The organism is Streptomyces sp. 1114.5, assembly GCF_003635085.1.
GTDB lineage: Bacteria > Actinomycetota > Actinomycetes > Streptomycetales > Streptomycetaceae > Kitasatospora.
Genome location: NZ_RBXE01000001.1, coordinates 3,925,430 through 3,944,729, shown reverse-complemented (window position 1 = coordinate 3,944,729; position 19,300 = coordinate 3,925,430). Strand labels below are relative to the sequence as shown.

The following is a 19,300-nucleotide window of genomic DNA, read 5'->3' as shown; positions in this document are numbered from 1 at the left end:
CACGCCCTCCCCTCCCGGGCGTGGGCGGCGCCATTCGGTCCCGTACCGCCGGAAGGCACCGGGAACGCCGACGGCCCGCCCGCTCACGAGGAGCGGGCGGGCCGTCGCCCGGAAGGACCCGTCAGCCGACGTGGACGCGCGGGCGGCGCGAGCGGTCCGGTTCGGCCTCGCGCAGCACCTCGCGCGTCACCGGCGCGACCTCGCCCTGCCCGAACAGGAAGAACCGCAGGAACTGGGCGAACGGGTTGCCCTCGGTCCACTCGAAGTACAGGTGCGGCCGCTGCCCGGTGCGGTCCCGGACGGTGAGCGCCAGCGCCGCGATCGCGTTGGGGATGCTGGAGCTCTCCAGGGTGAGCACCCGGTAGCGCCCGTGCAGGACCTCGCCCCGGACGGTCAGCTCGGACTCGAAGTCCGACGCGTCGTCGACCGTCACCTCGACGAAGACCAGGTCGTCCTCGCCCGGGATGTCGTTGTCGGCCCGGATCTGCCGGATCTTGTCGCGGTACTCGGCGACGTCCCGCTTGGTCGGCTCGTTGGCGATCAGGCGCAGCGGGCGGTGGGCGTAGTCGCGGATGAACCGCTCGGCCGTCTCGTCCAGCACGACGGCCGTGACGCGCAGCTCGAAGGCGCGCTTGAGGCGGGAGAGCAGCGAGACCAGGATGATGCCGGCGATGAAGCAGGCACCGATCTTGACGCCGTCCGGGCGCTCCATGGTGTTCAGCACGGTGGTGTAGAGGAAGACCGCCGCGATGATCCCGAAGGCGATGGTCCAGCCGCGCTGGCGCTTCTTGTAGGCGGCGATGGTGACGGCGATGGCCGCCGAGCTGATCAGGACCAGCACGCCGGTGGCGTAGGCGCCGCCCTGGGCGTCGACGTTCGCGTCGAACAGCCAGGTGATCAGGAAGCCGATCATCGTCAGCACGATCACCATCGGGCGCACGGCGCGGGCCCAGTGCGGGGCCATGCCGTAGCGCGGCAGGTAGCGGGGCAGCAGGTTGAGCATGCCCGCCATGGCCGAGGCGCCGGCGAACCACAGGATGGCGATGGTGGACAGGTCGTAGACGCTGCCGAAGGTGCCGCCCAGGTACTCGTGCGCCAGGTAGGCGAGGGCGCGGCCGTTGGCGTCGCCGCCGGTCTCGAACTCCTTGGCCGGGATGAGCAGGGTGCAGATGAAGCTGGTGGCGATCAGGAAGGAGCTCATGATCACGGCGGCGGTGGTGAGCAGCTTGCGGGTGCCGCGGATCCGGCCCACCGGGCTCGCCTCCGTGTCGCCGGCATCGCCCTTGATGTGCGGCATCACGGCGACGCCGGTCTCGAAGCCGGACATGCCGAGCGCGAGCTTCGGGAAGACGACGAGCGAGACGCCGATCATCACGAAGATGTTGCCGTGCTCGGCGGTCAGCGCGTTGGACCAGTCGGTGACGACGTGCGGCGCCTGGACGATCTTCCAGATGCCGACCGCGACGACGACCACGTTGAGCGCCAGGTAGATCCCGACGAGCCCCACGGCCAGGCCGATCGCCTCGCTGAAGCCCTTGAGGAAGACCGCGCCCAGCAGGGCGACCAGGATCAGCGTGATCACCATCTGCTTGCCGCCGAGCACGCTGGTCAGGTGCGGGTTCTCGACCAGGTGGGCGCTGGCGTCGGCGGCCGAGAGCGTGATCGTGATGATGAAGTCCGTCGCCGCGAAGCCGAGCAGTGCGAGGACGAACAGCTTGCCCTTCCAGAACGGCAGCAGCCGCTCCAGCATCGCGATCGAGCCCTCGCCGCGCGGGCTCTCCTTGGCGACCCGACGGTAGACCGGCAGTGCGCCCAGCAGGGTGACCAGCACGAGCACGATCGTGGCGATCGGCGACAGCAGGCCGGCCGCGAGGGCGGCGATGCCCGGCTGGTAGCCGAGCGTCGAGAAGTAGTCCAGGCCGGTCAGGCACATCACGCGCCACCACGGCTGGCCCGTGTGCGCAGAGTGACCAGGGTGATCGGCGGAGCCCCCCGGCTCCCCGCCTTCACCGTCCTGCTGCGCCTGCGCCTGCGCCTGTGCCCGCTCGGCGTCGGCCTTCTGGGCGGCCTTCTCCGGGGACATGTCCTCCAGCAGCCAGCTGCGGAGCCGTATTCGCGCCGAGGACGGATCCTCCGTCGCCGTCTCCGTCGAACCCGACGAAACCACCTTGCACCTCTTGTTCAAGACCCCGTAAAGCGCCGTCGGGCGACGGCAGTGCGCCAGGCTATGCGACAGGCGTCAAGGAGTCGTCATCGGCCCGCGTTAAGAAAACGTCATGACGGCGCAGGTCGGGAAGGGTGACCCGGCGCGGCGGGTGGCGCACCGGGGTCGGGCGCCGGGGCGGGAATCATGATCCCCGCCCCGGCGTCTCGGCATGCGGACGGGGTTACGCCCGGTAACCGAGGACGGTCATCATGCCCGTCTCCGCGTGGTACACGTTGTGGCAGTGCACCATCCACAGCCCCGGGTTGTCGGCGTCGAAGTCGACGGCCAGGGTCGCGCCCGGCAGGACGATCGCGGTGTCCTTGCGCGGGCCGCCGTCCGGCAGCGCGAAGCTGTGGCCGTGCAGGTGGACCGGGTGCCACATGGCGCTGCTGTTGCGGAACTCCAGCCGCACCCGCTCGCCCGCCGCCACCGGGTAGCGCTGCGCCGGGTCGTACGGGCGGCCGTTGAACGCCCAGTCGGCCTTCGCCATGCCGCCGGTGAGCTCCAACTGCACAGTCCGGTCAGGTGACTTGACGGACAGTCGGACACTCGGGTCGGCCTTCAGCTGCGCGGCGGTGACCAGCTTGCCGTCCAGTTCGGCCGGGCGTGCCGAGGCGTCAGGCGCGACGCCGCCGCCGGTGCGCAGCACGGCCAGTGCGGTGGCGTTCTTGCCCTCGGCGAGCGCGGTCAGCGGGAAGGCGCCGTCCTTGGCGGTGACCAGGACGTCGTAGCGCTCGCCCATGCCGAGCAGCAGCGCCTGGGTGGTGGCCTGCTCGACCGGGAAGCCGTCGGTGTGGGTGACGGTCAGCTCGTGGCCGCCGAGGGCGACCCGGTAGGCGGTGTCGCCGCCCGCGTTGATCAGGCGGATCCGGATCCGGTCGCCGGGCTTGGCGGTGAAGGTCTCGGGGGCGGTTGCGAGACGGCCGTTGACCAGGTGGAAGGGGTGGGCGACGTCACCGGCGTCGCCGCCGAGCAGCGGGCTGGTGGCGCCCATCAGCATCCGGGCCGGGCCGCCGGGCGTGCCGGCCGTGCCGGGCGTGCTCGGTGCGCTCGGTGCGCTCGGTGCGCTCCCCATCCCGGGCATCCCCGACATGTCGTGGCCGGAGTGGTCCATGCCGCCCGTCGAGCCGGCATCGGCGCCCGTGCCAGCCGTGCCGCCCATGCCCTTGGCGAGTTCGGCCAGGACGGCGTCCGGGGTGCTGCCGTCGATGCCGTCCACCCAGTCGTCCAGGACGACGACCCATTCCTTGTCGTAGCGCAGCGGCTCCTTCGGGTCCTCCACGATCAGCGGCGCGTACAGGCCGCGGTCCTGCTGGACGCCGGAGTGCGGGTGGAGCCAGTACGTGCCCGGGTGGCCGAGCGCGAAGCGGTAGTAGAAGGAGGCGCCGGCCCTGACGGCGGCCTGCGTCAGGCCCGGCACACCGTCCATGTCGTTGCGCAGCGCGAGGCCGTGCCAGTGCAGCGAGGTCGGCTGCGGCAGGTGGTTGGCGAGGGTGAGGGCGAGCGTGTCGCCGACGGTGGCGCGGACCTCCCGGCCGGGCAGACGGTCGCCGTACGCCCAGGTGCGGACGGTGCGGCCGCCGAGGTCCAGGGTCGTCTCGGTGGCGGTGAGCGCGACCTTGCGCTCCGGGCCGGGATTGCGCCGGGCCTCGGCGGCCGCGACCTCGGGGCCGTTCGGGGAGAGGTAGCCGGCGGGGGCGGTGGGGTTCGTCGAGGCGGTGGGGTTCGTCGAGGAGTGGTTCATGGACGAGTGGTCCATGCCCTTCATCGAGCCCGAGCCCGAGCCCGAGCCCGAGCCGGAGCCGGAGCCGGAGTCGGAGGAGCAGGCGGTGAGCAGGCCGGTCCCGGCGGCGGCGAGCGCGGCGCCGAGGACGGTACGACGGGTGGGTGTGCGCATGGCGGAGTGCACCTCGTGCGGTGGGTGTGGGTGTGCAGGACCTCGCGTCGGCCGTTCCGCGCGCGGGCGCCTTGCGGAGCACGCGGGCACGGGACGGCGGGCGCTCGCCTACTGACGCAGCACCGACAGCCGGTTGAGGAGGATCCGCCCGCCCCCGGGCGGGGGCTGCGCGCGAACGGCCCTCAGCAGGCGGGCCCGTACGTCGGCGGCGGCGTCGCCGCTACGGCGCAGCAGCGGGCCGGCGGCGGCGAGGAGCACCAGGGTCCAGCCGGCGAGGACGGCGAGGCAGACCGTCATCGGGTCCATGCCCTCGTCGGCGGCTGGCTCGGCAACCGCGGCAGCGGGTTCGGCGAACGTGGCAGCGGCCTCGGCGAACGTGGCGGCGGCCTCGGCGAGCGCGGCAGGGGACTCGGCCTCGGCCGCACCAGTCATCGGTACGCCCGCCGCGTGGTGCCCCGGCAGTTGCCGGGCTGCCACCTCACGCCCCCCGTGACCGCCGGTCGGATGGCCGAGCGTGTGCATCGTCACGATGCCCAGCAGCAGCGCGGCGAGGAGCAGCAGGCGCAGGGCCCGGGGCAGCGAAGGGCCGAACGGTCGCAGCTGCGCCATCGTTCGCCTCCCCACCGTCTCCGTCCGCACCGTACCCCCGCAGGGTATCCCGAAGTGCGGCGGACGATCCGAGTCGGGGTCAACCCCGTTCACCCTCTTGGCAGGTGCAATTTCACATTGCTATGTTACGGCTCACTCGGCGGCGGTCACGACCCCACAGCGCCCGCCCCGACGCTCCCCCGGCAGTCCCGGGCCGGAACCCATGGCACTGCCGCCTCGCACCGCCCTGCTACTTCCCCCTCCAGGAGATTCGGTGTCAACTTCCCGCGTTGCCAGGCGAGTTCTGCTCGCCGCCGCGACGGCAGCCACGCTCACGCTGCCCACCCTGCAGACCGCCCAGGCTGTCACCCCACCCACCCCGACCACGTCCGCCACCGCGCCGACGACCGCCCAGGCCGGCCCCGCCAAGGCCGCACCCACCCCCGCCGGTTCCACCCCCAACGACCCCGACCAGCGCACCGCCTACGACGACGCCGACCACCTCGGCACCGACGCCGCCAAGCCCGGCGCACCCGCCCCGGCCCCCGGCGGCGGCTCGCTCGGCAGCACTCTCGTCCCCGGCCTGCTGCCCGACCACGTCGGCGCCCCCGCACCCACCGCCGACCAGGTCGCCGCCGCGCCCGGCGCCACCGCGCCCAGCACCGCCGCCGGCGTGCCCTGTACCGTCGACGGCTTCACCGGCCTGTCCGCCGCCCAGCTGACCGCCTTCCTCACCGACCCGGCCGTCACCGCCGACGGCTGTCTGCGCACCGTCATCTGGACCTGGGACGCCCGCTTCGCCACCACCATGGACAACGCCCACGTCCAGGCCGTCGCCAACCGGATCACCCAGCTGTCCGCGACCGACGACGGCACCGGCAGCTCACACCTCTACGAGCTGTGGACGTACCTGCACGCGACCGTCTACCACGCTTTCAGTCACCACGAGTTGAACATCGGCGACCCGGCCACGCTCAACGCGATCCAGCAGGCGATCACGGCGTACGCGGGCAGCGCGCACGCCTTCGACCGCACCGACCTCGCCGCGAACACCCTGCGCGAGACCGCCATCACCGCCGGCGCCGACGGCCTGCGCCAGCACAACCTCGGCCTCGCCCGCCGGATCCTGGGCGCGCTCGCCCCCGGCACCACCGTCGCCGACAGCGCGGCCTGGGGCAACGCCGTCCTCCAGGCGCTCAACCTCAACTACCTGGGCATCTACAACCAGGACCCGGCCTTCCTCTCCGCCGTCGCCGCCGACGCCGACTACCGGGCCGCGTTCCGCGCCTACGCCTCCTGGGGGCACCTCAAGGGCACCAAGAACGCCTGGGCCGCCCGCGACGCCGTCGGCGAGTACGGCCGCTTCGGACAGGTCCCTGCCCTGCACGACGCCACCGTCGCCGACCTCGGCCCGGTGATCGACGCCACCAAGGCCGCCTTCGGCGAGTGGTCCGACCCGTGGGCCAAGGCCATCGGCTGGGCCAACACCTACGGCGTCTGCAAGCAGTACGGCGTCTGCATCGCCGACCTGGAGGCGAAGCTCTTCCCGAACACCTTCACCTACGACAACGGCGCCATCGAGGTCCGCACCGCCCTCGACAAGGCCACCGTCGACCAGATGTACTACGCGAGCAAGCAGGTCAAGACCCAGTACTTCCGCGTCCTCGGCACCGACCAGCCGCTCGCCGGGGACGTCAACTCCACGCTGCACATCCACCTCTACGCCTCGCGCGCCGACTACGAGGTCTACCAGCCGATCCTCACCGGCTACAGCACCAGCAACGGCGGCATCTACATCGAGCGCGGCGCCACCTTCTACACCTACCAGCGGCGCGTCCCGCAGGACTCCACGCTCACCCTCGAAGAACTCTTCCGCCACGAGTACGTGCACTACCTCAACGGCCGGTGGGCGGTGCCGGGTTACTTCGGCGACCCGCGCTGGTACGCCGACGACAAGACCACCGCGATGGACGAGGGCACCGCCGAGTTCTTCGACGGCTCCACCCGCGACCAGGGCATCCTGGTGCGCAAGTCGCTGGTCCGCAAGCTCGCCTCCGACGAGGCCGCCGGCATACCCCGGATGACCGTCGCCCAGCTCCTGCACGCCAAGTACACCGACACCCCGGCGTTCCACTTCTACAACTACGCCGGCACCTTCTTCGAGTTCCTCTGGCAGCAGCACCCCTCGCTGCTCCGCGAGATGTACGGCTACCAGCGCGCCGACGACCCGGCCGGCTTCGACGCCTGGCGCGACCGCCTCGGCGCCGACACGGCCCTGCAGAGCCAGTACTTCGCCTTCCTCGACGCGCAGATCAAGAACGTCGACAAGCTGTACGTCCCGTCGACGACCTTCACGCCCAACGCCTCCCTCGACCTCGCCTGGGCGGACGACGTCCAGGAGGAGTTCGCCGCCGCCACCGGCTCCACGCCGAACTGCAAGGACAACGGCGACTGGGCCAACAAGCCGATGCGGTTCGTCTGCACCGGCCGGATCACCGCCAACCTCTCCGACGCCAAGAACCCGGACAAGGTCTTCAAGGACATGTCCGACACCGTCGACTACTTCATCCTCACCCGCACCAGGAACGTCGAAGGGGCGAACAACCTCAACGACATGAACTGCAGCTTCGGCAAGGTCGACATCTGGACCACCGGCAAGGCCGGCACCTCCGACTACACCTGCGAGGGCCCGCTGCGCCGCTGACGTTCAACCCCCGGGCGCGGTAAGGACTGTGGGGTCCGTACCGCGCCCGGTGCTGTTTCGTCGCCGTGCCCAGGGCTACTCGCTCCGCGCCTGCCGGACGGCGGCCGCCAGGTGCTCGCGGAACCAACGATGGCCTGGGTCGGCCGAGTTGCGCGGATGCCAGGCCATTCCCAGCTCCAGCTGGGCGAGTTCGAGCGGAATCGGGAAGGTCCGCAGGCCCAGCGCGCCGAGGGTCTGCGGCAGCCAGTCCGCCAGGCCGAGCGAGACGAGGCCACTGTCCCGGGCCAGCAGCATCGCGCTGGTGTGGCTGGGCACCACCACCGCCACCCGGCGCCGCAGCCCGCGCTCGGCCAGCGCGGTGTCGATCGGGCCGAGCTGCTTGCCCCGGCGGGAGATGCCGATGTGGTCGGCGGCGGCGAAACGCCGGGCGGTGATCCGCCCCTCGAAGAGCGGATGGCCGCCGCGGGCCACACCCACCACCGGCGCCGGCACCACGTCACTGGTCTGCACGGTGAAGGTCCGCTCCAGGTGCACGGGGTCGAAACCCGCACCGGGCCGCAGCACGTTCTCGCAGCCGCGCAGCAACTCGCCCACCTCCTCGCGCAGTTCGACCGCCCGCGGAGTCGGCACCAGCCCCTGCCCGGCCCGCACCAGCCGCGGATCGCCGACCGCGCGGCGCGCGGCCCGCACCGCGCCCGGAGTCTTGCCGCCGTCCGGGGCGGGGCGCATTCTGGGTCCCACTCGGCGATTCGGGGGGAGGCACGGTGGGACGCGGCTTCGGGGTGCTCTGTTCGACGGTGGCGCTGGTGACGGTGCTGGCCGCGGCCACCGCGTGCGAGCCGGTCCTCGTCCCGGCCCGCCGGCCCGTGCTGCTTCCGGAGCCGGCCCCGGCGTCCGCGCAGTGGATCGTGGACCTCGTCGCCGCGCTCAACCTCCCGCCCCAGTGCCCCGAACCGACGCGTTCGACCATGACGGTGCTCGACACCGACGGCCAGGACCGGGCGGTGGCGTTCTGGATGGTGGACAGCCTCGACGTCTGCTACGCGATCATCAACCACAGGGACGTCGCGCCGACCACCATCTGGTTCGCCGCCGTCGAGGACCTGCTCACCCGCACCCCCATGCCGGCCGACACCACGGCGGGCCTGGACTCCTACGCCTTCACGGCCTACCGCGGCCGGGTGGCGCAGATCGAGGTGTCCGGCGACCCCGACCACCTGGTCAGTCCCGTGCGCCTCCGCACCATCGACCTCGGCGCCGCCGACCTCGTCACCTTCGCCGCATACCACTACCGGATCCCGGCCACCGGCAGGCCCCTCTCCCTCTCCCTCTGCACCCCCGCCGGGGCCTGCCGCGACGCCCACTGACTTCTCCACGCCCACTGACCGGGTGACGTCATGTCGATCCGGCCAAGGAGGAGGCCTCAAGATCATCACCAACCTCCGTGGTCAGTACACCTAGGGCCCCGACCGGTCCGGCCGGTCGGGGCCTCCGTGCATGCGGGCTCGGCGGACCCGGAGCCGGACGGGAGACCGCCCGAGCAGCATCGCGGGTCCGCGCGGGGGCAGTGCTCAGACCACGGCCACGCCGGTGCCGGCGAGGGCCTCGGGCCGCAGCAGGGCCGCGAGCCGCTCCGCGGGCAGGAGCCCCCGCTCCAGTACGAGTTCGGCGACGCCCCGGCCGCTGGCAAGGGCCTCCTTGGCGATGTCGGTGGCGGCCGTGTAGCCGATGTGCGGGTTGAGCGCGGTCACCAGGCCGATGGAGTTCTCGACGGTCCGGCGCAGCATTTCGGTGTTGGCGGTGATGCCGTCCACGCAGCGCTCGGCGAGGGTGAGGCAGGCCGCGCGCAGGTGGGTGATGGACTCCGACAGCGAGTGCAGGATGATCGGCTCGAAGGCGTTGAGCTGGAGCTGCCCGGCCTCGGCGGCCATGGTGACGGCGACGTCGTTGCCGATCACCTCGAAGGCGACCTGGTTGACGACTTCGGGGATCACCGGGTTGACCTTGCCGGGCATGATGCTCGAACCGGCCTGCACCGGCGGCAGGTTGATCTCGCCGAGGCCGGCGCGCGGCCCGGAGGAGAGCAGCCGCAGGTCGTTGCAGGTCTTGGACAGTTTGACGGCGACGCGCTTGAGGACGCCGGACATCTGGACGAACGCGCCGCAGTCCTGGGTGGCTTCGACGAGGTTGGCGGCGGTGACCAGGGGCAGCCCGGTGATGGCGGCGAGGTGGCTGCGGGCGGCTTCGGCGTATCCGGCGGGGGCGTTCAGGCCGGTGCCGATCGCGGTGGCGCCGAGGTTGATCTCGTGGATCAGCTCGACGGCTTCCGCGAGTCGGCTGCGGTCCTCGTCGAGCATGACGGCAAAGGCGGAGAACTCCTGGCCGAGCGTCATCGGCACGGCGTCCTGCAACTGCGTGCGGCCCATCTTCAGGACGTCGCGGAACTCGACGGCCTTGCGGGCGAAGGCGTCCTGGAGGACGGCCATCGCGTCGAGCAGGCCGCGCACGGCGGACACGGTCGCGATCCGGACGGCCGTCGGGTACACGTCGTTGGTGGACTGGCCGAGGTTGACGTCCTCGTTGGGGTGCAGGTGCCGGTACTCGCCCTTGGCGTGTCCCAGCAGCTCCAGGGCGCGGTTGGCGATGACCTCGTTGGCGTTCATGTTGGTCGAGGTGCCGGCGCCGCCCTGGATGACGTCCACGACGAACTGGTCGTGCAGCTTGCCGCCGCGGATCTCGCGGCAGGCGGTGACGATCGCGGCGGCCTTCGCGGGTTCCAGCAGGCCGAGTTCCTCGTTGGCGAGGGCTGCGGCCTCCTTCACGGCGGCCAAGGCGTCGATCAGGTGCGGGTAGGCGGAGATGGGAGTGCCGGTGATGGGGAAGTTCTCGGTGGCGCGCAGGGTGTGGATGCCCCAGTAGGCATCGGCGGGGACGTGGCGGTCCCCGAGCAGGTCGTGTTCGCTGCGGGTGGCGGCGGTCATGGGTGTGCGGGTCCTCTCGACGTGGTGGGCCGGATGGGCCCGAGGGTCAGGCGCGGGCGAGCAGGGCTGACGGGTCCAGCGCGGCCACCGGCCGTACGCCACCGACGGGCCGGCCGCCGCCGGCCGCCGGCTCCCCCGCGAATTCGGTCAGCAGTCGCGGGTCGACTCCCGCCAGCGCCAGGGCGGCTGCCGTCACCGGGACGCGCGCCCGGTTCGCCCCGTCGGCGATCTTCAGGGCGACGGCGCGGCCGTCCGCCAGCGCGGCGATCTGGACGCCCTCGAAGCCGTCCTTGGAGAGCAGCCCGGGGACCGCGTGCATCAGTCGGGCCACGTCCCGCCCCTCGCCGGAGGCCATTTCCGGGTGGCTGCGCAGTGCGTTCGCCACCCGGAATTCGGGTGTCCCGGGCGCGCCGGTGGCGATGCGCGCGGCGGCACGGGCCAGTCCGTGGAGGGACACCGCGAAGAGGGGGGTGCCGCAGCCGTCCACGGTGACGTGGGCGATGCGCTGGCCGGTGAGGTCCTCCACGGTTTCCGCGATCGTCCGTTGGAGCGGGTGCTCGGGGGCGTCGTAGTCCTGCAGCGGCCATCCGTTGAGCTTGCAGAGGTGGAGCATCGCGGCGTGTTTGCCGGAGCAGTTCTGGGCGATCCGGGAGGGCAGGCGGTCCTGCCGGATCCAGGCATCGCGGACGGCCGGGTCGTACGGCAGGTCGGGGACGTTGCGCAGGTCGTCCTCGGTGAGGCCGGCGAGTGCCAGGATCCGCCGGGTTCCGGCGAGGTGGCGTTCCTCGCCGGAATGGCTGCCCATCGCGAGGGCGAGCAGTTCGCCGTCGAGCGGCAGTCCGGCGCGGACCATGGCGACGGCCTGGAGGGGTTTGAGGGCCGAGCGCGGGAAGAAGGCGGTCTCGACGTCGCCGAGGCGGAAGCGGACGCCTCCGGCCGCGTCGAGGACGACGACGGAGCCGTAGTGGGTGCTCTCGACCACGCCGCCACGGGTGACGTGGGCGACCGGAACGTGGCGGGGCTCGCGGATCGCGGGTGCGTCCGCACGGGGGCTGGTGAACATGACTGCCTCGATCGTGATGACGTGGGGGGTGCGGACCTGCGGGCGGCGGGCGCGGGCGGATGCGCGGGTGTTCCGCGCATCCGCCCGGGCCGTCCGGTGTGTCAGTCGCCGGTTCCGGCGGCGACGCGCGCGATGCGCCCGCGGATCGCGTACCAGCCGGCGACGAGTGCGGCGGCGATGAGCGGTACGCACAGCACGGTGGTGCGTCCGGCGCCGCCGTCGGCGTACATGAGGACCAGGACGGTGGCGAGGAAGCCCAGCGTCAGGATTTCGGTCCAGGGCGAGCCGGGCAACCGGTAGGCGGGGCGGGCCAGTTCGCCGGCCTGGGTCTTCCGCCAGAACAGCAGGTGGCAGACCATGATCATGCCCCAGGTGGCGATGATGCCGATGGCGGCGAGGTTGAGCACGATCTCGAACGCGTCGGCGGGGACGACGAAGTTGAGGACGACACCGAGCACGCACATGCCGCTGGTGAGCAGGATGCCGCCGTAGGGCACCTGGCTGCGGCTCATCCGGGCGGTGAAGGCCGGGGCCGATCCGTTGACGGCCATGGAGCGCAGGATGCGGCCGGTCGAGTAGAGGCCGGAGTTGAGCGAGGACATCGCCGCGGTGAGGACGACCAGGTTCATCACGCTGCCCGCCGCCGGGACGCCGATGTGGGAGAGCACCGTCACGAAGGGGCTCTGGCCGGAGCTGTACGAGCTCCACGGCATCAGCATCGACAGCAGCACGACCGAGCCGACGTAGAACAGGCCCACGCGCCACATGATCGAGTTGATCGCCTTCGGCATGATCTTCTCGGGGTTCTCGGTCTCCCCGGCCGTCACACCGACCAGTTCGACGGAGGCGTAGGCGAAGACGACGCCCTGGATGATCAGCAGCATCGGCAGCAGGCCGTTGGGGAAGATCCCGCCGTTGTCGGTGATCAGGGACGGACCGGGCACGGTGCCGTCGACGGGGTGCTGGGTGACGAGCAGGAAGATCCCGATGCCCATGAAGACGACCAGGGCGCTGACCTTGACGATGGCGAACCAGAACTCCAGTTCGCCGAAGATCCGCACCGAGATGAGGTTCACGGTGAGGACCACGGCCAGGGCTATGAGCGCGATCACCCATTGCGGGACGTCGGAGAACAGGTGCCAGTAGTGGGTGTACGTGGCGACGGCGGTGATGTCGGCGATGCCGGTGGTCGCCCAGTTGAGGAAGTACATCCAGCCGGCGGTGTACGCGCCCTTCTCCCCCAGGAACTCCCGGGCGTACGACACGAAGGCGCCGGAGGACGGGCGGTACAGGACCAGCTCGCCGAGCGCTCGGACGACGAGGAACGCGAAGACGCCGCAGACGGCGTACGCGACGAACAGGGAGGGCCCGGCATCGGCGAGCCGTCCGCCCGCGCCGAGGAACAGCCCGGTCCCGATCGCGCCGCCGATGGCGATCATGTTGACGTGCCGGGGTTTCAGGGACTTGCTGTAGCCGGTGTCTCCGGCGTCGACGTGACGGGTCGTGGGGCGCTTCTCGTCTTTGAGGAACTGCTCGCTCACGCCTCGGCTCTGCCTTCTCTCGGGGTGTCCGCCCGCTGGGGGCGCACGATGTCGGTCAGGGTGGCCTCCACGCGGTGGAGGTGGTGGGACATCGCCTCGACGGCGTCGGACTCGGAACCGTCGATCAGGGCCTCGACGATCGCCCGGTGCTCGCAGTTGGACTGCTCGCGCCGACCGCCGAGTTCGTTGAGGAAGGTCGACTGACGCGCCAGTGCGTCACGGATCTCCTCGATGACCCGGCGGAACACCGGATTGCCGGAGGCCTCGGCCACCGCCAGGTGGAACACGGTGTCCAGCGCGACCCACGCCGTGGTGTCGGTCTCGCGCTCCATCCGGTCGAGCAGGTGGGCCAGGTGGTCCAGGTCCTCCGGGGTCCGGCGCAGCGCCGCGTACCCGGCGACCGGGATCTCGACGTGCCGGCGCACCTCCAGGAGGTCGCTGGCGGCGTAGTCGCCGAAGGTGGGGTCCTCGACGGTGTTCGCCACGACGAAGGTGCCCTTGCCGGTCTTCGAGACCGTCAGACCCATGGCCTGCAGGGCCCGCAGGGCCTCCCGCAGCACGGGCCTGCTGACCTCCAGGATCCGGCACAGCTCCGCCTCGGACGGAAGCTTGTCACCCACGGCGTACTCACCGCGCTCGATGGCGCTGCGCAGGTGGCCGAACACCGCTTCCATCGCGCTGACGCGCCGCGGGACCGATCCACCTGTCTTGCTGTCTGACAGGTTCACGGGCTGATCCTGGGCCCGGAGCTCCGCGGTGTCAAGACACCGCGGTCGTACCGGTGACTTCGGGTGCACTCCGCCGGACCCGGGCCCTCCGCTCTCCGGAGCGGCTCGGAGCGGGAGGCTCAGGCGGAGTCGACCTGGCCGCGGCCACCAGCGCGTGCACCACCGCCGAGTCGAAGGCCATCTCGGGGTGCCACTGCACGCCCACCACGAAGCGGTGCCGAGTGCTCTCGATCGCCTCGATGGTGCCGTCCGCCGTGCGCGCACCCACCGCCAGGCCGGCCCCGAGGGACTCCACCGCCTGGTGGTGGTGCGTGGCGACGTGGCGCGTCCCCGGGAGGAGCGCGGCGATCCGCGTCCCCGGCACCGTGGTGACGGCGTGCGGCGAGAAGTGCCCGCCGTGCAGGTTGTGCCCGTGGTGACCCACCGTTTCGGGCAGGTGCTGGATCAGCGTGCCGCCCGCGTGCACGTTCAGCAGCTGCATTCCGCGGCACACTCCGAGCACCGGCATGTCACGCGCCAGGGCCTCGGACAGCACGGCCCACTCCCACCGGTCGCGCTCGTGCACCGGCGGTCCCGTGCAGGGGTGCGGCTGCGCCCCGTACAGCGCGGGATCCACGTCCTCACCGCTGGTCAGGACGATCCCGTCCAGCCGCGCGACGACATCGGCCGCGGCCTCCGGAACGTCCGGCGGCAGGAGGACCACGCGGCCGCCCGCCGCCTGGACGCAGCTGTTGTACGCCGCGGGCAGCAGCGCGGCGGGCAACTCCCACTCCGCCCACTGGGCGTGGGCGAGGTACGTGGTGAGTCCGATGAGTGGCTTGGGCATACCACTTCCTTCCGGGGGTGGCGGGATTCGACCGTCGACGGCCGTCTCCCCCGCAACCCGACCGACGGAGGCGGTGGCGGGCGGGCTGCGGAGGAGGGGGTGCACGGCCCCGACGGGCGCGCGAACGCGCCCGACGACGGTGGGGGTGACCCGCGGACCCGGGCTTGCGCATCCGGGCCGCGAGCAAGAATCCTGCTGCCGTTCACGCTTAAGCACAAGAAAAGACATCTTCGCGACAGATAAGTGAGCGTTAACTCGGTGCAGAGACTCGACCCCCGGCTGCTCGCCACCCTCGAAGCCGTGGTCCGCCACGGCTCCTTCAACGTCGCCGCGCGCGAACTGGGCTACAGCGCGCCCGCCGTCTCCCAACAGATCGCCGAACTGGAACGCCGGGCCGGCCTCATCCTGATAGAGCGCCGCCCGGTGCGCGCCACCCCGGCCGGCATGGTCCTCCTCGACGCCGAACAGCGCGTCCGGAGCGCCCTGGCGGCGGCCTCCGTGGAACTCGACGCGATGCGCGCGGGCACGGCGGGACGGATCAGGCTCGGCGCCTTCGCCTCCTCCGCCGCCGGCATCGTCCCGCAGGCGCTGGCGGAGCTCCACGCGGCCTACCCCGACGTCCGGGTCAGCCTGTCCCAGGTGGAGCCCGAAGCCGGCTACAGCCGGCTCAAACGGGGCGACATGGACCTGGCCCTCACGTACGACTACGACTTCATCCCGGTGCCGCCGCCCCGGACGCTGCGCCGACTGCTGGTCGCCCGGGACCCGGTGGTGGCGGTCGTCCCGGCCGACCACCCCCTCGCCGACCGGGACGTCATCGCCCTGGCCGACCTCGCCTCGGAGACGTGGATCGCCGCCCCCGAGGCCGCCCTGCGCCTGGAACTGCTCGCCCAGATGGCCAGGACTCCCGGCTTCCAGGCCCGCCTGGACTACGACGGCGACGACTTCAACACCGTGCTCGGCTTCGTGGCCGCCGGCCTGTGCGTCGCCGTCATGCCCAGGCTGGCGCTGCCCCCGGGCAGCGCGCAGGTCGTGGCCCGCCCCCTCGCCGACCCGGAGCTGACGCGTTTCATCTACACCGTCCGCATCGACACCCGGCACGCCCCGTGTGCCCTCCTGGCCCTGGAACGGATGCTCGCCGCGCAGGCGCAGGCCGCCCTCTCCTGAGCGGGGGGCAACGCCGCACGGTTCGGAGCGTTGCCGGCCCGCCTGCGGGCCGGCCCTGCGGGCAGCCCCTCAGGCTTCCGTGTGGACGCTCCGGTCGGCGGTGAGCCGCTCGCGCCACTCGGCCACGGCGCCGGGGGACATCGCCGCGAGACCGGCGATCACCTCGTCGTCCCGCCCGTCGGTCCAGCTGAGGACCCGGGTCAGGACGGTGTTCCGGACCAGGCGGACCTCCTTCAGCAACTCCTCCAGGCGCTTCAGCTCCTCCCCGGTGGCGGCGAGCGTGTCGTCGATCGCCGCCCTTTCCTCGGCCCGCTGTTGCCGCAGGTGGGCCGGCAGGCCGGTGAGGACCACGCCGTCGTCGGCCGCGGCGCTGCGGAACGTCTCGGCGAGATGGTTCAACACGCAGTCGGGGGCGTCGGCGAGGCTCGCTCCCACGACCTTCGCGCCCTCCCAGCTGCTCCGTCCGGCATCGGTGGTCCGCAGCCAGATCCCGGCTTCGACCGGGGTCCGGTCGCCGCAGGCGGCCGCACGGTAGGCGTACAGGGCGGCCCGGTGGCCGTAGAAGGTGTAGCCCTCCTCGATCCGGACGCCCGCCGTAGCGCACATCAGGCCCGGAACGCCGCCGTATCCGGAATCGGCCTGGTAAGCGGCACAGCCGTCGAGCTCGGCGTCCGTGGCTGTCGCCCAGGCCGGGTCGCAGAGCTCGGGGTTGCGGGCGAGGAAGTCCTGCACTTCGATCCGCCATGCGGGAACCGGGCTCATGCGGGGTTCGGACCAGGTCACGGTTCCCGTCGCGTCGAGCGTGAACCGGCAGGCCTGTTCGAGATCGGTCCAGGCCGTGGCGGCTTCGGCGGACCATTCCGGATCCCCGCCCGGGCCCACGCGGTGCAGCGAGCCGATCACCCGCTGGACCAGGGGCAGTAGCCGCCGGACGAGCGCATGGAGTTCCTCGACACCGAAGAAGCGCCAGGTGTCGGCTCCCCGGTCGTCGACGGTCCGGTGGGTGAGCGGGATCACGAACACGGCCGGGGACGGCAGTGCGCCGTCGCCGACCGTGGCCCGGCGATGTCCCGGGAGCGAGTCGGCGACCTCCTCGTCCTGTGTCCGCCAGTCGGTGTCCCCGAACCAGATGGCGCCGGTGGCGACATCGACGGCGATCCACTGCTGGTAGCAGTTGCCCGGCCCGAACCGGTCCCGGCGGTGCTCGGCCTGCCGGTCGTGCCACACGTATTCCGCTGGAGGCGGACTGAACTGGACGGCGACGAAGCCGTCCTGCGGGGTGTATCCGACGACCACGTGTGCCGTTGGTTTGCTGTGCTCGGTCCCGGACATGCGGCTCCCTCCGTGCCGGACCGTGGCGGGTCCACCACTGTGCGGCACCGAGCCTGCCCTGTGAGAGCCGTACGATCAAATCCGATCAGTTGCGGACTTCTCGTCCTGCGACGAGCAGGAATCGGACCTTGACGCCGCGCGGTCGGGCGGCGCATGATCGAGCCGAGAACCTGTCAGACAGCAAGACGGGTAGCTTGGTTCAACGCTCACACCGAAGGAATCGGTTCCGCCCGCACGTGCGCCGACCATGGTTGTCCCCGTAACGGTCCGCGGTGTCGGGCTCGGAGTGACGAAAAGTATCAGACGATCACCCCGCTTTGAGAAGGGTGTAGCCGGATGATCTCCTGATGGCTCGTGGTGGGTCAGCGGGTCCTGAAGCGGCGGTAGAGGTTCCGGGCCACGAACACCCCCGGCCCGCCGAAGCCGACGAGGTCAACGCGCCCCTCACCGGTGATGTCGCCGACGAAGCGGGGGTGCCGGTCGACCCGCCAGGCGCCCGCGTCGTCGCTGTAGCCGAAGCCGCGGCACACCAACTGAGGCTGCCCGAACCGGCCGTCGCCGAGGCCTTGCGACGCCCAGACGCCCTCGTCACCGAAGCCGACGATGTCCGGGGTGCCGTCGCCGGTGACGTCGGCGAGGAACCGCAGGTGCTTCTTGGGCGTCCACCCCTGCGCCGTCCCGAAGTCGTTCAGGACCAGCTTGGCGGGCTCGAAGGTGCCGTCGCCGCGCCCGCGGGACACCGCGACGCCCTGCGGGCCGAACCCGACGATGTCCATGGGGCCGTCGGCGGTGGTCCTGACCAGGAAGCGGGGGTGTTTCGCGACCGACTTCCAGCCCTGGACGGTCCCGAAGTCGCCCAGGACGAGCGAGGGTTCGGTGAACGTGCCGTCGTCGCCCTGGAGGGAGACCCAGACGCCCTCGTCGTGGCAGCCGACGAGGGCGAGGCGGCCGTCGCCGGTGGTGTCGGCGAGGAAGCGGGGGTGCCTGTCGAGGAGCCAGCCGCCCGCCTTCTCGCCGTGGCCGAAGGCCCTGAGGGCCGGCTCACCCGGGAGATCGGCGAACGTGCCGTCGTCGGCCTGGAGGGAGATCCAGACGCCGTCCTCGTGGCAGCCGACGAGGTCGAGGCGGCCGTCGCCGGTGGTGTCGGCGAGGAAGCGGGGGTGCTGGTCGGCGAGCCAGCCACCGGCCTTCGGGTCGCTGCCGAACGCCTTGAGGACCAACTTGCCGGCGGCAGGGGCGAACTTGCCGCCGTCGCCCTGGAGTGACACCCGGACGCCGTCGGCGGCCAGCACCACGACATCGGGCTTGCCGCTGCCCGTGGTGTCGGCGAGGGTCCACAGGTCGGTGGGCGCCAGGGCGGGCGCGGACTTGTACAGGGCCTGCTCGTCGTCGAAGGTGCCGTCGCCCCGACTGGGCGCCGTCACGGCCCCCTTGGCGGGCCGAAGTGCCACGATGTCGTGCCGCCCCGCCCCCGTGCGGTCGGCGAGGAACCGCGCGCCGGCGCCGGCCCACCAACCCGGTTGACCAGGAACGCGGTTGGGCCCCTCGCCGGTCCACTCCCCGGCGGTCTTGTCGCTCCCGAACTGCTCCAGGACGAGCAGCATGTCGCTGAAGGAGGGGGTGGCGCCGGGGACCATCCGCAGCGCGGTCGAGCGGACCAGGGGCCAGGACCGGCGGCCGTTCCAGTGGTCGCGCTGGGCGAAGCGCAGCACCAGGTCGCTGGTGCGGGCGGGTTCGGCGGTGACGAAGCGCCAGCGCTGGCTCTTCGCGGCGTCGTCGTACCTGCGCAGGACGACACGGATCTCGGGCTCATCGGCGTCGTCCTCGTCACGGTCGGGGAGGTCGAGGACGGTGCCGTCGGTCACGCTCTCGATGAAGTAGAGGCCCGCCTCACCCTCGACAGGGACGACGTGCCACTGCTGGTCCTTCTTGCCCGCTGCGGCGGCCGACCGGCGGACGCCGCCGTCCTTGCTGATGGGTTCGAGCGCCTTGTTGTCGGCCGCGTTGCGGATCACATAGCCCTGGTCGTCCTGCTCGAACCCGCCGTTCGCGGTCTGCACGGGGGCGAGCTGCCACTGCTCCGGGCTCGGGCCGTCCCCGGGGAAGCCGCGGACGACCAGTGCCCCGTCCGAGTACGGCGTCGGCGGGGCGCCGAGGGTCTTCCCCGTGGCGGCGTTGACGATCTCCAGCTTCAGTTCTTGCGTGGGCACGGGCATCGTGGCGCCTCTTCCAACTCTTCAAGGCATTAGGGGATTTGGCTAGGGACG

General features: G+C 71.8%; 14 protein-coding genes. 3 read left to right on the top strand and 11 right to left on the bottom strand.

Annotated features, from left to right (window positions below):
* Positions 1-121: 121 nt before the first annotated feature.
* From BX285_RS17715 to BX285_RS17705, 3 genes are all read right to left on the bottom strand, one after another.
* Complete coding sequence (locus tag BX285_RS17715; protein WP_259470726.1) at positions 122-2,083, bottom strand: APC family permease; 1,962 nt, start codon at positions 2,081-2,083, stop codon at positions 122-124.
* A gap of 304 nt (positions 2,084-2,387) precedes the next feature.
* Positions 2,388-4,103 carry a multicopper oxidase family protein gene (locus BX285_RS17710; protein WP_121175642.1) on the bottom strand — a complete coding sequence of 572 codons (1,716 nt, stop codon included), beginning with the start codon at positions 4,101-4,103 and terminating at the stop codon, positions 2,388-2,390.
* 108 nt (positions 4,104-4,211) lie between these two features.
* Positions 4,212-4,712 carry a hypothetical protein gene (locus BX285_RS17705; protein WP_121175641.1) on the bottom strand — a complete coding sequence of 167 codons (501 nt, stop codon included), beginning with the start codon at positions 4,710-4,712 and terminating at the stop codon, positions 4,212-4,214.
* A gap of 253 nt (positions 4,713-4,965) precedes the next feature.
* On the opposite strand from BX285_RS17705, the gene BX285_RS17700 reads away from it, so the two are divergent.
* On the top strand, positions 4,966-7,395 hold the full coding sequence (locus tag BX285_RS17700; protein WP_259470562.1) for a collagenase: 2,430 nt from the start codon (positions 4,966-4,968) through the stop codon (positions 7,393-7,395).
* A gap of 75 nt (positions 7,396-7,470) precedes the next feature.
* On the opposite strand, the gene BX285_RS17695 is transcribed toward BX285_RS17700, so the two are convergent.
* Positions 7,471-8,124: a LysR substrate-binding domain-containing protein gene (locus BX285_RS17695; protein ID WP_121175639.1), complete on the bottom strand. Its 654-nt coding sequence runs from the start codon at positions 8,122-8,124 to the stop codon at positions 7,471-7,473.
* Positions 8,125-8,159: 35 nt separating this feature from the next.
* On the opposite strand from BX285_RS17695, the gene BX285_RS17690 reads away from it, so the two are divergent.
* Entirely contained in the window at positions 8,160-8,762 is a 603-nt protein-coding gene (locus BX285_RS17690) for a hypothetical protein (RefSeq protein WP_121175638.1), read from the top strand.
* Between the two features lie 204 nt (positions 8,763-8,966).
* Here BX285_RS17690 and aspA read toward each other — a convergent pair whose 3' ends face one another.
* The 5 genes from aspA to BX285_RS17665 form a co-directional block, all read right to left on the bottom strand.
* Positions 8,967-10,376 carry an aspartate ammonia-lyase gene (gene aspA, locus BX285_RS17685; protein WP_097238866.1) on the bottom strand — a complete coding sequence of 470 codons (1,410 nt, stop codon included), beginning with the start codon at positions 10,374-10,376 and terminating at the stop codon, positions 8,967-8,969.
* A 46-nt stretch (positions 10,377-10,422) separates the two neighbouring features.
* Complete coding sequence (locus tag BX285_RS17680) at positions 10,423-11,439, bottom strand: asparaginase (RefSeq protein WP_121175637.1); 1,017 nt, start codon at positions 11,437-11,439, stop codon at positions 10,423-10,425.
* A 101-nt stretch (positions 11,440-11,540) separates the two neighbouring features.
* Positions 11,541-12,980, bottom strand: coding sequence for an amino acid permease (locus BX285_RS17675; protein WP_121175636.1), 1,440 nt, complete (start codon positions 12,978-12,980; stop codon positions 11,541-11,543).
* Entirely contained in the window at positions 12,977-13,654 is a 678-nt protein-coding gene (locus tag BX285_RS17670; RefSeq protein ID WP_097238863.1) for a FadR/GntR family transcriptional regulator, read from the bottom strand. Before BX285_RS17670 ends, BX285_RS17675 begins: the two co-directional genes overlap by 4 nt.
* A gap of 85 nt (positions 13,655-13,739) precedes the next feature.
* On the bottom strand, positions 13,740-14,534 hold the full coding sequence (locus BX285_RS17665; protein ID WP_121175635.1) for a gamma-glutamyl-gamma-aminobutyrate hydrolase family protein: 795 nt from the start codon (positions 14,532-14,534) through the stop codon (positions 13,740-13,742).
* Positions 14,535-14,792: 258 nt separating this feature from the next.
* On the opposite strand from BX285_RS17665, the gene BX285_RS17660 reads away from it, so the two are divergent.
* Positions 14,793-15,701, top strand: a complete 909-nt coding sequence (locus BX285_RS17660) for a LysR substrate-binding domain-containing protein (RefSeq protein ID WP_179852939.1) — start codon at positions 14,793-14,795, stop codon at positions 15,699-15,701.
* Positions 15,702-15,770: 69 nt separating this feature from the next.
* On the opposite strand, the gene BX285_RS17655 is transcribed toward BX285_RS17660, so the two are convergent.
* Both BX285_RS17655 and BX285_RS17650 read right to left on the bottom strand, forming a co-directional pair.
* The gene (locus BX285_RS17655) at positions 15,771-17,033 is read right to left on the bottom strand and encodes a hypothetical protein (protein WP_147465181.1); all 1,263 of its coding nucleotides are present in this window, start codon (positions 17,031-17,033) and stop codon (positions 15,771-15,773) included.
* 362 nt (positions 17,034-17,395) lie between these two features.
* Complete coding sequence (locus BX285_RS17650; protein WP_121175633.1) at positions 17,396-19,249, bottom strand: RICIN domain-containing protein; 1,854 nt, start codon at positions 19,247-19,249, stop codon at positions 17,396-17,398.
* Between the last annotated feature and the right edge of the window lie 51 nt (positions 19,250-19,300).

Excerpts from the sequence above, each read along its gene's own strand:
- BX285_RS17715 (WP_259470726.1), bottom strand. The coding sequence starts at position 2,083 with ATGTCCCCGGAGAAGGCCGCCCAGAAGGCCGACGCCGAGCGGGCACAG.
- BX285_RS17710 (WP_121175642.1), bottom strand. The coding sequence starts at position 4,103 with ATGCGCACACCCACCCGTCGTACCGTCCTCGGCGCCGCGCTCGCCGCC.
- BX285_RS17705 (WP_121175641.1), bottom strand. The coding sequence starts at position 4,712 with ATGGCGCAGCTGCGACCGTTCGGCCCTTCGCTGCCCCGGGCCCTGCGC.
- BX285_RS17695 (WP_121175639.1), bottom strand. The coding sequence starts at position 8,124 with ATGCGCCCCGCCCCGGACGGCGGCAAGACTCCGGGCGCGGTGCGGGCC.
- aspA (WP_097238866.1), bottom strand. The coding sequence starts at position 10,376 with ATGACCGCCGCCACCCGCAGCGAACACGACCTGCTCGGGGACCGCCAC.
- BX285_RS17680 (WP_121175637.1), bottom strand. The coding sequence starts at position 11,439 with ATGTTCACCAGCCCCCGTGCGGACGCACCCGCGATCCGCGAGCCCCGC.
- BX285_RS17670 (WP_097238863.1), bottom strand. The coding sequence starts at position 13,654 with ATGGAAGCGGTGTTCGGCCACCTGCGCAGCGCCATCGAGCGCGGTGAG.
- BX285_RS17665 (WP_121175635.1), bottom strand. The coding sequence starts at position 14,534 with ATGCCCAAGCCACTCATCGGACTCACCACGTACCTCGCCCACGCCCAG.
- BX285_RS17655 (WP_147465181.1), bottom strand. The coding sequence starts at position 17,033 with ATGTCCGGGACCGAGCACAGCAAACCAACGGCACACGTGGTCGTCGGA.
- BX285_RS17650 (WP_121175633.1), bottom strand. The coding sequence starts at position 19,249 with ATGCCCGTGCCCACGCAAGAACTGAAGCTGGAGATCGTCAACGCCGCC.